We start from the raw sequence: 13,329 nt of genomic DNA on the forward strand, positions 1-13,329 counted from the left end.
TATTGATCAGCAGGTGCTGCCGGCGTCCGCGCCCTTGATGCAGTCGCCGACCTTCTTCGCGCCCGAGCCGAGCGCCTCGTTGATGATCGCGGCGACCACGCCCACGATCGCCACGACGACCGCCGAGATGATGACCCACTCGACCGCGGACGCACCCCGATCGAGCTCGCCGGAGCGGGCACGCTGCACGCGGCCCTGGAGGAAGGTGATCACGAGGTCCAGACCGGGGTTGCCGGTGCTGAAGTTCCGTCCGTTCATGGTGAGTTGTCCTTTCAGGAGTGGGGGGAAGGTTCCCGGGCCGCCGCCGTCGGCCGACCCGTCCGTCGCCGTAAGATCGCTAGACCTGGAACACGCGCATTGCCGCCGGGAAGATCAGGAAGACAAGGAAGCCCGCGCACAGCAGCAACTGGGCGACAAGCATCGACTGGGACTTCTCGCCCGCGCTGCCCTCGATCTCTGCCATTTCGCGGTGCCGCATCGTCTCCGCACGGGAGGCGAGCGACTCTCGGACCTTCGCACCGTCGTCCGCCACCAGGGCCAGGGACGCCGACAAGTCCTTCAGCTCCTCGACGCCCAGCTCCTCACCGAGCGTGCCGAGCGCCTGCCACTGGCTGATGCCGGTGATCCGGGCGTCGGCCAGTGCGGTGCGGATACGCCGCGCCGCCCAGCCGTCGGAGACTTCCGCCGCCGCCATCAGGGCTTCCGGGAGACCCCGGCCGCCCGCCAGGCTCATCGACACCAGGTCCAGATAGGCGCCGATCACGCGACGCAGGTCACGTCGCTTGTTCGCCGCGTCCCGCCGTACCTCGAGGTCGGGCAGGAAGAAGAAGAGGGCGCCGAACATCAGGGCCAGCCAGACCGGGATGATCGGGCTGCTGCCGACCCCCAGCGTCCAGATGACGGCGAACAGGAACGGCCCGAAGAACACACCCGTGGCCGCGAGCAGCGTCTTCGTCGCGAGGAACTTTTCCCAGCTACGGTCGAGCACCGCCAGGTCGGCCCGCAGCGAGCGCTGTTCCCAGCCCTGCTGGAGGTAGAACTCGGCGACTCGCATACCCATGCGGGACCGCATCGTCCCCAGCCGGCCCGAGTCCTTCTTGCCGTCACCGGAAGTGGCGCGATGCGACGATTCGTACGCCGCTCCCCGCGCCCGCATCGCATCGATCCGCGCGACAGTCGCCACCGCACTGCGCTTCGAGGGCATCAGCGCACGTACGAGGGCGTAGATGCCCAGGCCCATGATGGCGCCGATCACTATCGGCATCGTCAGGCTCATCGACGTACCCCCTCAGGGTTCTGATGGCCCGGCTGGCCGTAAGGTCCGGTCGGGCTCGTCAGCGGTGACTGCTCGCCCGGAGCGCCCGCACCGGGAACCGCCCCCGCCCCCCGCGGCCGCACGAACTGCACGCCGGGCTCGTCACGGACCAGGAAGCGGTCCGGTGTCTCCACCGTCGAGAGCTTGCGCAGCCACCAGAAGCCGAGCGCGAACAGGCCGCAGACACAGGCGAGTACGAGCTGGCCGACCGCCGTGCCGTAAGGCTCGACGAAGTCGCGGTTGAAGATCGAGAGGCCGAGCACGAAGGCGATCGACACCGCGACCACGATCTGCACCGAGCGCCGCGTCGACGCACGCTGTGACATCACGCGCTGGCGCATGTCGACCTCTTCGCGCGCCGACTTGGCGAGCGCGCCGAGGACCTGGCGCAGGCCCGGACCGCGCAGCTTCGCGTTCAGGATCAGCGCCGCCACGATGATGTCGGCCGAGGCGTCGTCGATCTCGTCGGCCAGGATCTGCAGGGCCTCGGGAAGCGGCGTGCGCGCACGCAGCCGGTCCACCAGGGCGTCCAGGTGCGGGCGGAGTACGGGCGCCGCCGCTCGTGCTGACGCGGGGATCGCCTGCTCCAGGCCCACCGCGCCCGCGATGGTGTCGCGCAGGGACTCCGTCCAGGCGGCGAGTGCCTCGACGCGCTTCATCTGACCGCGCTCCTCGGACGCGCCGCCGAACAGCTTGTCCCAGAAGAAGACGAGGACGCCGGACGCGATGCCCGCGACCGCCCACCGGGTGAGGAGAAGGACCACCAGGCCCACGCCGATGGCGAGCGAGCCGCGCTGGCCCGCGAACCGGATGAGTTCGCTCATCCGCTGGCTTGCCTTCTGCTTCTCGTGCTCCGGTTTCACCGGCAGACCGCGCAGCGCCATCGCGAGGACCGCGATGCCACCGCCGACCGCGATGCCGCAGCCCAGTGCGTACAGGACGGGCAGCGAGAAGAGGCCGCCCATCGAGCCGAGGTCGCCCAGCGCAGCAAGCTCAGTTGAGTTCATGCCGTGAAGCTCGGTCGAGTTCATGTCGTGCTCACCCCCATTGCCCGGCGGGGCGGTAGCCGAACGCGGCCAGGTCGTCCATGCAGGCGATCGGCGCGTGCGCGACGACCTGCCCGTTCGCGGCCTCCGCGAAGACCTCGCTGGACAGGACGCGGCCGTCGACGCCGTTGACCTCGCGGACCGAGGTCACCATGCGCTGGAGCTTGCCGCCGGTCTGGTAGTTGTTGCGCCGCTGGATGAAGACGACGAAGTTGACGGCTCCGGCCACGAGCATCTGGCTGGCCTCGATGGGCAGCCGCTCGGTGGCCTGGAGGGCGTACGTCGAGATGCGGTTGAAGACCTCACTCGAACTGTTGGCGTGGATCGTGGAGAGCGAGCCGTCGTTGCCCTGGGACATCGCGTTCAGCATCGTCACGATCTCGTCGCCGAGTACCTCACCGACGATGACGCGGGAGGGGTTCATACGGAGCGAACGGCGTACGAGCTCCGCCATCGAAATGGTGCCCTGGCCCTCGGAGTTGGGCAGGCGCTCCTCGAACGCGACGACGTTCGGGTGGAGGTCGGCGAACTGGTCGAGGCCGAGTTCCAGGGCGCGCTCGACGGTCACCAGTCGCTCGTGCGGCGGGATCTCGTTGGCGAGCGCCCTCAGCAGAGTGGTCTTGCCGGCGTTCGTCGCGCCCGCGATCATGATGTTCTTGCGGGCCCGCACCGCGCAGGCCATGAAGTGCGCGACCTCGGGGGTCACCGTGCCGTTGCCCACCAGGTCCGACATGAAGACCTTGCCCATGCGGGCACGTCGGATGGAGAGCGCCGGGCGCCGCGTGACGTCCATGACGGCCGACAGACGCGAGCCGTCGGGCAGCCGGAGGTCGAGCTGCGGGTTCGCGGAGTCGAAGGGGCGCGAGGAGAGACCGGAGTACGCGCCGAGGATCTGGATGAGCTCGATGAGCTCCTCGTCGGTCTCGGCGACCGGATCGGCCTTGGTCTCACGGCCGTTGGCGTATCCGACGAAGACCTGGTCGCACCCGTTGATGTCGATGTTCTCGACCTCGGGGTCGTCGAGCAGCGGCTGGAGCCGTCCGACGCCGAAGAGCGCCGCGTGCACCGCGGCCGCGTACTTCTCCTCGGTCTCGGCGTCCAGCGGGGTCCGCCCGGCGTTGATCTCTATCCGGGCGTACTCCTCCAGGATCTGGGCGATGACGGCGCGGGCGTACTGCCGCTCGTCCTCGCCCGACATGGGGGTGACGCCGGAGACCTGGTCCAGGCGGCGCTGCTCGGCGATGCGGTCGCCGGCGTCCTGCCGGAACCGCTTCACGAGCTGGTGATCGACGGGAACGCTCATCGGCCGGCCCCGTGCGTGCCCTGCATTCCGGCGGTGCCGTGCGTGCCCGCGTTCGGGTTGGCCCAGGCGGCGCCGTACTGCTGGTAGAGGTCGACGGTCACCTTGCGGGCCGAGCGGATCAGCATCGACTTGTCGAGACGCCCGCGCTTCCGCCCGGCCAACTGCTCGGCACCCGCCGGGTCTTCGGCGAGGGTGCCGACGACGCGGGCGCCGGTCTGCGCCGCCATCAGCATGTCGTTGACCTGGTGGACGAGCTTGCCGGACGTCGAGGGATCGGCGATCAGGAGTACGCCGATGAGCGGGGTCGCGAGCGACGCGGCCCCCCGCGATCCGCCGTGCAGTTTGGTGGCGAGCGCGGCGGCCCGGTCGCGTACGCGCGCGATGGCCTCGGGCTCGGTCCGCGAGACGAGCAGCACGAGGGCCGCCTGCGGGAAGAGCTCGACGGCGGGGGTGTCACCACTGATACGACCGCAGTCAGCAATGACATCCGCGGGCGCGTTCGGCGAATCGGCGAGCTGCGAGAAGGCACGGCCGAGGGTCGGCCAGAGGCCCGCGAGCCCGGCGGCCTGCTCGGCGATACCGAGCCCGACGAGCACCTCGAGCCCACCGCTCAACGGCTGTGTGTGGTCCCAGAGTTGATCAGGGACGAGCCCACGCCGGGCGGTGGCCGCGATGCTGAGCATCCCGGTGTTGGGGTTGAGCGGTCCGCCGTGCGCGGCGGCACTGCGGTAGACCAGGTCACCGCCGGCGGGGTCGGTCTCCGCGACGAGCACGCGCCGCGGCCAGACGGCTGCGAGCGCGACGGCCGCGGTGGTGACTCCGGGAGAACCCTTGTCGGCAGCGAGAGCAATGAGCGCCATGTCTCTTCTACTCGCCTCTAGTTGCCGTTGGGAGACACTTGGACGAGCGAGACGGCACCGGCGGACGCGGCCCTGGTGACGGCGGCGGCGTCGGCGCTGTCCACCAGGAGCGTGATGCCGAGGGCACCGGTGCTCACGGTGGCGTCGCTCTTGTCCGCGACGGCGTTGACACGGGCGGCCGAGACGATGGGCGTGTCACCCGCGCTCGTCCCGGCGGAGCCGCCGGTCCCCTTGTCGCCGGAGCTTCCACCGGAAGCGTCGTCGCCGACCTGGTAGACGTCCACGATGTCGCCGGACTTCAGGCCGTCCGCGGGGTACTGCCCCTCCTTGAGGGAGACACCGACGGCCGACTTGCCCGCGGGCAGGCCGCTCTTGCTGGAGAACATCTCGCCGACGGCGACGGCACCCTTGGGAATGGTGTTGGTGGCCTTGAGCTTCTTCAGCCCGTCGACCTGCGACCACTTCACGTAGTTGATGCTCGCATCGTCGGCGACCATGACGGAGGTGACGTTGTCGTCACTCACCGACTCCCCCGCCGGGATCTCGGCCGTCACCTTCACGACCTCCACCCGCTCGCCCGCGCGCAGAACGAGGACGGTGGCACCGAGGGCGCCGATGAGGATGAGCAGAACGGCCAGGGCGGCGAGTGCCGGTTTGCGCTCGCGAGGCGGCGCGGGAAGGCGCTCACCGACCGCTGGCTGAACCGGCGCGGCGGAACGGCTGTTGCCCGCCCCCGTACGCTCTTGGATCTTCACGCAACTGCTCCCCGCACGCCCAAGAAGATTCGGTCATTTTCAGACACTTGCAACACTCGCGACTATCTTCGCCCGCCTCGGGACGGGCTATTCAGCCCCAGGCACAGTGTCAAGTCATCGCACCGTATCAGCAGCACATAAGCCCCTCAAGGCGCGTTCTGACTGCCGGAGCCCTCGCTCCCCATCGTTACCCACGCGCAATCCGTACTCCATGGTTCCCACGCATTCCGGGATCGCGAGTGGAGAGGGGGATGTGCGTACGCGAATATCCATTGTTTGCGCAACGGGCGGTGGTGGGTGCGGTGATGAGGAACACCACTGGCTGCGTGGCTGACGGGGAGCTGATCCATCAGCCGCACGGATGACGCACGGATGACGCTGGGAGGGGCGGGAGTGGTTCCCGGGGGTTCGGGTTGGGCCGGGTTCGGCCATGTGTCGCGGGTGGGGACTTCGGCCGCATACGTCACTCGATGAGTCACATGGGTCAACCGGTGAACCGCATGCGTCAACCGATGAACCGAGGCTCGGGCTGCCTCGTCTGACAGGCCGGCGGCACGCGCCGGCCCCCGCCAACGGAGCTCGATACGGCGTGCCGCACCGGAAATTCCTGCTCTGCTAGACACGGAAGAGAATTTCAACCCCCATGAGACTTTCCTCTCCCACATCCGCACGACGTTCCTCACGGAGGACGCCCCGCAAGGCCATGGCGGCAACAGGCGTGGCGACGGCCGCCCTTGCCATGCTGGCCACCGGCAGCCCCGCGGCGCACGCGATCATCGGCGGCACCGAAGTCCCCAACGGCGCCTACCCGTTCATGGCGGCCATCATGGACAAGAGCTCCGGCAGCCCGCTGGACCGCCAGTTCTGCGGCGGCAGCCTGGTCGCGGCGGACACCGTCATGACGGCGGCGCACTGCCTGGTGGACGACGCGGGCAAGCCACTGAAGCCGAAGAAGCTCCAGGTGGCGGTGGGCCGCACGGTCCTCTCGAAGGCAGGCCAGGGCCAGATACGCAACGTGGCGAAGGCCGGCGTGGTCGTACACCCGCGCTACCTCAAGGGCCAGGAGGCGTACGACGTAGCGTTCATCCAACTCAGCAAGCCGGTGCGCGGGATCTCCCCGATCGCCCTCCCCACCCAGGGCACGGACGCCCTGATCCGTCCCGGCCAGAAGGCAACGGTCGCGGGCTGGGGCAACACGGACACGGAGCTCCCCAACACCCCGGACCGCCTCCGCGAGGTAAAGGTCCCGATCCTCTCGCACGCGGAATGCGGCACGAGCTACGCCGAGTACAACTCAAAGGTCAACTTCTGCGCGGGAGTCGAGACGAAGGACTCCTGCCAGGGCGACAGCGGCGGCCCCATCTTCCGCAGCGTCCCCGGCCGCAGGGCCCCGATCCAGATCGGCGTCGTCTCATACGGGGACGGCTGCGGGGCGCAGGGCGCTCCGGGGGTGTACACGTCGATTAGCTCGTCGAAGCTGTGGAAGACGCTGGATGAGTCGGCGGCTGGGAAGAAGGTGAAGCGGGGGTTGAACCGCCGCTGAGCCGACGGACTGACTATTCGGGTGGGGGAGCCTCGCCCCGAGGCTCCCCCACCCGGTGCCGACACCGCTGTCCCGTTCCCTGCGCACTACGACACCATCCAGCCGTTCCAGCAGACGGCAGTGGGGAGCGGGGCGTTCCGGGCGTATTCGTCACCCGTCAGTCCCGCAGCCGAGCCTCAGCGAACGCCAACAGATCGTCAATGCCAATCTCTTGTGGTGCCCGGCCCTGCGTGTCCCACTCGGCCATGTACCAAGCGCCATGCCATTCAACGCGCCATACCTTGGCGTGACGGTTCTCGAATTCCACGAAACTGTCAGGTGCGCCGTCCATGTCCCGGAGTTCCTGTTGCAGCCTCTGCTCCTCCGTGAACCCGCGTCCAGGGTTGGTACTCCGCGCCTTGGTTCGGGTGTTGGCGTACCGCATCTTGAGGAACGGAACCGGATCACGCGCAAGAAGACGACTCTTGCCCAGCATCTTGTACCGGGTGATCGCTTCACTCTCGGACTCCGCACCGGAGAATTCACAGGCATACGCCGGGAGAACCACCCGGACGAGCGGCATCAGTTCCGGGTTCTCGTAGGCGTAGAACCGGTGCACTTCAGGGGACGCTGCCGCAACGGTGTCGAATTCGAAGCCCTTCGGAGGAAAGAACCCTGTCGCGAAACCGAGGCTCGGATTCGTGGCGAACATGGCCTGCTCGTGATCCCGCGCGAATCCTAGTACGGCTACCGCCAGATCCTGATCATACGAATCGGCAGCCCTGAGCTGCAGCAGCCGACGCCCATCGGCAGACAGGGCTCCGGCGAAGTCGATTCCGGGCGCGGGGGACCAGTACCAAGCACTTTCCAGACCATCGAGCTGAATGGAGCCAGGGAAACCGGCCACTGCTTCTTGAATGTTCATCGGGTCTCTGTCTCCTCGACTAGCTGCATGGGTGTCCACAAGCTCGTCGAAGGCGTGGAAGACGCTGGATGAGTCCGCGGGCTGTGCCCCCGTCGCAGATCCAGCCCCGCTCATCGACGTCGTACGTCCGCGTCGCGGTCCTGGTTCGGAGGTCAGATGGGCGAGAATCCCCGGCATGGTGACGGCACGGCACTGGTACGCATCGGCCCCCGTCGTGCACGGCATTTCACTGTTCGACGAACCGGGATTCTGGGCCGCCCATCTCTCGGATCTCAGCGAAGGCTTCCCGACGGCGGTGTTCGGTGTTGATGCAGTGGATGCCGGTGCCGCCTTGAAGCGGCTGCACGACAGGTCGGCCTGGCCGGAGTGGGCTCCCCCGGAAAGCATTTCACCCGAAGCTAAGTGTCTGAAGCAATACCACCCGCTGTCTACCGGCTTTCTGTGACTTCTCCCTCAACGTAGCGACCGATGCGGATGCAGTACCCACATCGGCTGAGAGGAGGTCGATGCATTCGAGTTGTTCAGTGAGCTCGGATTCCGACATGGAGCTCCCGCTTCCCGCTGCACGATCCAGGAAGTGTGCGGAATCCGCTAGACAAGACGAGGTATATGCGACCCACGAGACATCGAGAGTTGCCATGTAGGAGTACGCATAATATAGAGCCGAGAGAGCATCTGAGACGTAAGCACCGACGCCCGACGGCTCCTCCTCCTGCGCGAGTTCCGGAAAGGCGTAGATTCGCTGCCGAATTTCTTCAAATTTGGCAGGCCCTGCTGCTTCCGGGCCGATCTGCCACAATTCATTCAGAGATGAAAGATAGAGGTCGACATCCTGCGAGCGCTCTTCTTTTCCGCTCAGACCCCAGAAGAAGGATGCCGATACGCGCTCGACACAACCTGCCAGAAAGATCTGACATGAGGTCGGTGATGCAGTCTCCGCGAAAGCGGTGAGTCGCTGCTGTAGATCTACCACAGGAATGTCCTAATCTTTGTTCCGGATTCACGCTGAAACACGTCGCCTGTAATCCGCCCGCCAGAGGCGCGGATCAGCGGCGCACAAACGTCATCGCATACGCTTCGTGAAGCACCACCAGCGACCGGAGTCCAGCCATTCTTGATGATGTGTAGCATCGCATTCTGTTCCGCATGGGTTCCGTCAATGTTATCCGCAAGCATTTCCCCTCTCCTTAGCATACCCTCCTGTGTCTTGTTGAGGCCACGACCGCTGCCGGCCACGACATCTATGTCGCCGTATGGGGTTCGGGCCCGTATAACGGCTACTGTGGATCTTGATTGGGCAATGGGGTGCCCTGCTTGGGCATGTATTTCAGATGCCCTCTTCGAGAGCTGCTTAGCCACGCAGGGGGTGAGCCCGAGCGGGTCGGACCATAGGAGAGGGTTGGCCGGATAACTGTACGGGTTCGGAGCTGGAGCGAGGCCTAGTGAATCGGGGGTGTAGTAGCAGCCGATGGCCGGGTCATAGTAGCGAAAAAGGTTGTAATGGAGCCCGCTCTCGGCGTCATAGTATTGACCGGGAAAACGGAGAAGGCAATCAGTATCGTCACCGCAGAGAGGGTCCCCCATGGGACTGCCCCATATATTTGACGAACTACGCCAAGCTATATCACCGGTATCATCCACGAGTTCCGTCGGCGTACCGATGAGGTCTGTGACAATTTCGAAGAACTGCTCATCGACCTGTGCCTGCGGGATGTCTAGCGCACTTGTGCGTTCTACCTGCGTAATTGGGCGATGCGATTCCGGCTCCCACCCCCAAGTGATCGTCTTCTTCTCCGGGGCCTCCGTGATCTCTTCTTGTTCTGCGAGTCGACTCCCATCCCAGGTGAATATGGTTTGGGAAGCAATGGTCTCTTCGTCATCGGCCAGGAGCTGTTTTGCGATGCGACGTCCAAGCGCGTCGTAGAGGTAACGCCAGCTTCGGCCATCCGGAGTGACGACCTGCGTGAGCCGGTCATATGAATCCCAGGTGTAGCACCAGACATGTCGTCCACCCGACAGGAGTTTCCGGACGTGTCGGACCACGCGTCCCTGGCCGTCGTACTCGTAGCGATCGCGACGAGTTTCCCGGAGGCGCGATCCCTCATATCTGCGTGGCCCTTGCGGTTCGGTACCGGAAGATCCGTCAGGCCATACAGCCTGGCTCAGGTTTCCCGCCGTATCGTAGGCATATTCCTCACGCCATGATTCGGCATCGACAGAAGTGACACGCCCCTGGCGATCAAGGGCAAAGTTTCTGGTTCTATTCCCTGATTCACTGATGCCTGTGAGATAACCGTCTGCTCGGTAGCTGAACTCCCGGCGTTTGATGTTCTCCCCTGCCCGATTAATCAAGGACTGGGACGTGAGCCTGTTCTCGGTTCCCCACTCTTGACGCAAGGTGACACCCGTGTTGAGGCGTCGTTCCAGTTCACGACCTGCGGTGTCGTACTCGAAAGTGAGGGTGCGTCCGGCAACCTGAAGGCTTACGGGACGATCACCCGGGCCCCAAGTCCATTCGTTCGAGAGTCCACTTGGCGTACGCAGGAGAGTTGTGCGCCCCAGAGCATCGTAGGCGCGTTCCAGTATTCGACCATTGCAAGTCTCAATGAGTGAGCGTCCACATGCATCCCGTTCGAAAACAATCTCCGACTCAGAGTTGGAGGCACGTACCATCAATCCGTTTACGTCGAATTCGAATGAGGTGGTTTTGCCGTTGACGTGATGCCCGACGGTAGCGCCACGTGGATCGTAGACGTACTCGATTCGTTGTTCGGAACCGTTTATACGAGCGATGAGTTGACGTGCCGCATCGTACTGGTATTGAACGAGTCGGCCGTTGAAATCGCCCTCTCTGACTAGATTTCCGACTCCGTCATATTCGTACGTCCAAGTTCCGAGTGGCGTTGTGACGCCCGTCAATCGAAGTTCGGCATCGTAGGTGAATTCATTCAGTCTGCCATCTGGATCTACCCTGCGACTAGGCTGATCGAAACCACCAATTTCGTAGCGCGTAATGCCACGTTCAGGGTCAGCGTGTTCAATAAGGTTTCCCTCGGCATCGTACGTCCAATGCGATCTCGACCCGTCGGGGTCGATTCGCCAGGACGGCTCCCCTTCAACCGTCCAGCCATACCGCGTCTCCTCTCCAGAGCTTTCACAGACTGACGTCACGCGGCCGAATGAATCACGCCTTATTCGAGTTACAGCAGAGAGCGGGTTTGTGGTGGCAATAATCAACCCTGCCGCATCATTGAGGAAGCCATGTGCGTTCCCCAGAGCATCAGTTACTGTCCTCAGATGCCCGAGCTCATCGTAATCCAATTCTGTCGTTGAACCGACTGGGTCCGTTTCCCTCGTCAGATTCCCCCGACCGTCATACTCCCTCAACCAGTGGGCGCCATCTGGATCAATAATCCTCGCCGGTAGCCGCAGCTCGTTGTACTCGGCTACGACCGTCGCCCCGTCGGGGTGTGTGACATGGGTTAGGTTTCCGTCCAGGTCATAATCGTATGAGGTGGTTCGTCCAAGCGGGTCGGTGAGAGAAAGCAACTGGTCGTAGCGGGTCCACTCACGCGCCGTGGCGTGACCAAGGGGATCCGTTTCGGTATGAAGCTGCAAGGCCTCATTGAATTGGTAAGTGGTTGTGTGCCCCAGTGAGTTGACGGCAAGGGTAGTGTTCGCTTCGGTGTCGTAGATGTAGGTGTAGTCGAGGATTCCGGACGTTCCAGTCGTCCGAACACAACGATCGGTGTCATCATATTCGTAGTGATACCACGTGTTATTTCGATCCTCCCAGCCATCGATGCGGCGACGCTCATCATAGAAGAGCTTTAGTGGGATCCCTGAGGAGTTGTAGATCTCGGCAAGATTCCCTCGGCTGTCGTATGCGTATCGGACGAGCGTCGGCTGATCAGGATCATTGAGAAGAGTGAAGGCCGTAACACGACCTCGGTCGGCTGATACACCTACGCGATAGCCGCCTTCGTGGACGAGTTCTCGCGGCTCGCCGTTCTCCCCGTAGCTGATCGTGATGGTGTGGTCATTGCGGTCGGAGATGGCTGAAATAGGAAGCTCTGACGGCGAACGACCAGACACCGGCTGGAAATGCAGAGTGATGTTGTTCTCCGGCTGGCGGATTGTCATTGCAGATTGCGAGACGCCATCCCAGAACAGTGGCCAGCGCGGACCTTCGACGGGTTGGATCGGCTCGTGCGGATCGGGTACCGGGTAATGGAGGACCATTCCGTCGTCGCTGATGAACCGCACGCCGTCCTTGTCGAGGATGAGGCGCTGATCAAGCGTCGAGGTCCAACTCGGTCCGAACCAACGTCCAGCCTTCGTGGAGGTGCGGTGGTGACGTTCCAGGAGTAGCGGCAGGACACCGGGTAGAGCCACATCGGTGGCAGACATGACCATCTCGCCGGTGGCCATGTCGATGGGGTCTCCACAGGTGAAGAGCTTCTTCATCTGCCGCCCCATTGCACGGGTGCCCTTACCGAGGCCCTTGGCCCCGAGGGCTAGACCCTTCATGCCGGCCTTGAGACCCTTCATGCCCTTGGCGAGGCCGCGGAGGGAAGTCAGGCCCTTCATGCCGGGTATGCAGTCCAGGGCGGCGAAGGCGACGTCGAGTAGGCCTGCTTCTCCGTTGGCGTATTTATTCAGGGTGTCGGCGAGGACGACGAGGGCGGCGATGAGGACGATCGCGCCGAGAATGGGTCCGCCGATGATCATCGCGATGACACCCAGGACCGCCACGACGACCTTGCAGACGGCGACGATGGTGTCCCAGTTGTCGGTGACCCAGTCGCCGACCTCCTCCCACCACTTGCGGTTCTGGATGCCGGCGTCGGAGGCCTCTTCGAGCTTCTTCTTCGCCGTCCCGGCCGCGTTCTCGCGCATCTTGCGCGCGTCTTCCGCCATCTTCTTCGCGGCGTCGAGGTTGCTCTTGGCGGCGGAGACGTCGGACTTGGCGGCGGTCTGGGCCTTCTCGGCGGCGGTGGCGTTGCGGGTGGCGGCCTTGACCTTGTCCGGGTCCGGCTTCGGGACGTCTTTCCCGCTGTCCTTGTCGTCCTTGTACTTGTCGGCTTCTTTGCCCGCCTTGTCCATCCACGAGTCGGCCGAGGTCAGGCGGGTCTGGGCGGAGGACAAGTCGCCTTGCGCTTCACGGCCCTTGACCAGAGCCTTGTCGGCGAGGGCCTGGGCGCGCTCCAGCTCCGGCCAGTACGTCGACAGCGCGTCGCCGGCCATCTCGTAGCTCTTCTTGAGCTTCTTCAGCTTGCCCGGCGCGTCCTCGAACTCTCGTGTGAACGACTCGGCCGTCTTGCCCGCCCAGGTGAGGATCGCGTCCTCGCCCGCCATCCCCTTGATGTCCCGCAGCACCTTGGACACGTCGTCGGCGAAGTCGTGCAGGTTCTTGGCCAGGTTCCGCACCCGGTCCGGGTCCCCCGGAGTCGGGTCCTTGTCCAGGTCCAGGACATGCCAATCCGCCGGACGATTCCCCGCCATGCCACAACCCCCGTCGCTTCCGCCCCGCCAGCACCCGTACGCACATGCGAAGTTACTAGTTTCGTACGAGCCACGGAAAGCTAGTTGCTAGTTCGACC

General features: G+C 64.5%; 10 protein-coding genes. 2 read left to right on the plus strand and 8 right to left on the minus strand.

All coding sequences use genetic code 11. The features are described from left to right. Positions 1-6: 6 nt before the first annotated feature. The 6 genes from ACZ5U5_RS20480 to ACZ5U5_RS20505 all read right to left on the minus strand — a co-directional run bounded on the left by ACZ5U5_RS20480 (position 7) and on the right by ACZ5U5_RS20505 (position 5,279). Positions 7-258, minus strand: coding sequence for a hypothetical protein (locus ACZ5U5_RS20480; protein WP_363311162.1), 252 nt, complete (start codon positions 256-258; stop codon positions 7-9). A gap of 79 nt (positions 259-337) precedes the next feature. Continuing rightward, complete coding sequence (locus tag ACZ5U5_RS20485) at positions 338-1,276, minus strand: type II secretion system F family protein (protein ID WP_469023445.1); 939 nt, start codon at positions 1,274-1,276, stop codon at positions 338-340. Then, complete coding sequence (locus tag ACZ5U5_RS20490; protein WP_469023448.1) at positions 1,273-2,322, minus strand: type II secretion system F family protein; 1,050 nt, start codon at positions 2,320-2,322, stop codon at positions 1,273-1,275. Before ACZ5U5_RS20490 ends, ACZ5U5_RS20485 begins: the two co-directional genes overlap by 4 nt. 31 nt (positions 2,323-2,353) lie before the next feature. Further along, positions 2,354-3,664 (minus strand): CpaF family protein, encoded by a 1,311-nt coding sequence (locus ACZ5U5_RS20495; protein ID WP_469023450.1) that lies wholly within the window; start codon positions 3,662-3,664, stop codon positions 2,354-2,356. Continuing rightward, complete coding sequence (locus ACZ5U5_RS20500; protein ID WP_469023453.1) at positions 3,661-4,524, minus strand: hypothetical protein; 864 nt, start codon at positions 4,522-4,524, stop codon at positions 3,661-3,663. Before ACZ5U5_RS20500 ends, ACZ5U5_RS20495 begins: the two co-directional genes overlap by 4 nt. Positions 4,525-4,541: 17 nt before the next feature. After that, positions 4,542-5,279, minus strand: a complete 738-nt coding sequence (locus ACZ5U5_RS20505) for an RcpC/CpaB family pilus assembly protein (RefSeq protein WP_469023456.1) — start codon at positions 5,277-5,279, stop codon at positions 4,542-4,544. 703 nt (positions 5,280-5,982) lie between these two features. On the opposite strand from ACZ5U5_RS20505, the gene ACZ5U5_RS20510 reads away from it, so the two are divergent. Beyond that, positions 5,983-6,822, plus strand: coding sequence for a S1 family peptidase (locus ACZ5U5_RS20510; RefSeq protein ID WP_469023458.1), 840 nt, complete (start codon positions 5,983-5,985; stop codon positions 6,820-6,822). A gap of 157 nt (positions 6,823-6,979) precedes the next feature. Here the strand turns inward: ACZ5U5_RS20510 and ACZ5U5_RS20515 are convergent, their stop codons facing one another. Then, on the minus strand, positions 6,980-7,726 hold the full coding sequence (locus ACZ5U5_RS20515) for a hypothetical protein (RefSeq protein WP_469023461.1): 747 nt from the start codon (positions 7,724-7,726) through the stop codon (positions 6,980-6,982). A gap of 175 nt (positions 7,727-7,901) precedes the next feature. On the opposite strand from ACZ5U5_RS20515, the gene ACZ5U5_RS20520 reads away from it, so the two are divergent. Beyond that, positions 7,902-8,171 carry a hypothetical protein gene (locus ACZ5U5_RS20520; protein ID WP_469023464.1) on the plus strand — a complete coding sequence of 90 codons (270 nt, stop codon included), beginning with the start codon at positions 7,902-7,904 and terminating at the stop codon, positions 8,169-8,171. Between the two features lie 521 nt (positions 8,172-8,692). On the opposite strand, the gene ACZ5U5_RS20525 is transcribed toward ACZ5U5_RS20520, so the two are convergent. After that, positions 8,693-13,231, minus strand: coding sequence for a DUF6531 domain-containing protein (locus ACZ5U5_RS20525; protein ID WP_469023467.1), 4,539 nt, complete (start codon positions 13,229-13,231; stop codon positions 8,693-8,695). Positions 13,232-13,329: the final 98 nt, after the last annotated feature.

The organism is Streptomyces sp. NPDC033177 (assembly GCF_055577715.1).

What these genes read in the sequence shown, in the direction of transcription:
- ACZ5U5_RS20485 (WP_469023445.1), bottom strand. Translation starts at nt 1,276, where the DNA reads ATGAGCCTGACGATGCCGATAGTGATCGGCGCCATCATGGGCCTGGGC.
- ACZ5U5_RS20515 (WP_469023461.1), bottom strand. Translation starts at nt 7,726, where the DNA reads ATGAACATTCAAGAAGCAGTGGCCGGTTTCCCTGGCTCCATTCAGCTC.
- ACZ5U5_RS20525 (WP_469023467.1), bottom strand. Translation starts at nt 13,231, where the DNA reads ATGGCGGGGAATCGTCCGGCGGATTGGCATGTCCTGGACCTGGACAAG.
- ACZ5U5_RS20500 (WP_469023453.1), bottom strand. Translation starts at nt 4,524, where the DNA reads ATGGCGCTCATTGCTCTCGCTGCCGACAAGGGTTCTCCCGGAGTCACC.
- ACZ5U5_RS20490 (WP_469023448.1), bottom strand. Translation starts at nt 2,322, where the DNA reads ATGAACTCAACTGAGCTTGCTGCGCTGGGCGACCTCGGCTCGATGGGC.
- ACZ5U5_RS20495 (WP_469023450.1), bottom strand. Translation starts at nt 3,664, where the DNA reads ATGAGCGTTCCCGTCGATCACCAGCTCGTGAAGCGGTTCCGGCAGGAC.
- ACZ5U5_RS20520 (WP_469023464.1), top strand. Translation starts at nt 7,902, where the DNA reads ATGGTGACGGCACGGCACTGGTACGCATCGGCCCCCGTCGTGCACGGC.
- ACZ5U5_RS20510 (WP_469023458.1), top strand. Translation starts at nt 5,983, where the DNA reads ATGGCGGCAACAGGCGTGGCGACGGCCGCCCTTGCCATGCTGGCCACC.
- ACZ5U5_RS20480 (WP_363311162.1), bottom strand. Translation starts at nt 258, where the DNA reads ATGAACGGACGGAACTTCAGCACCGGCAACCCCGGTCTGGACCTCGTG.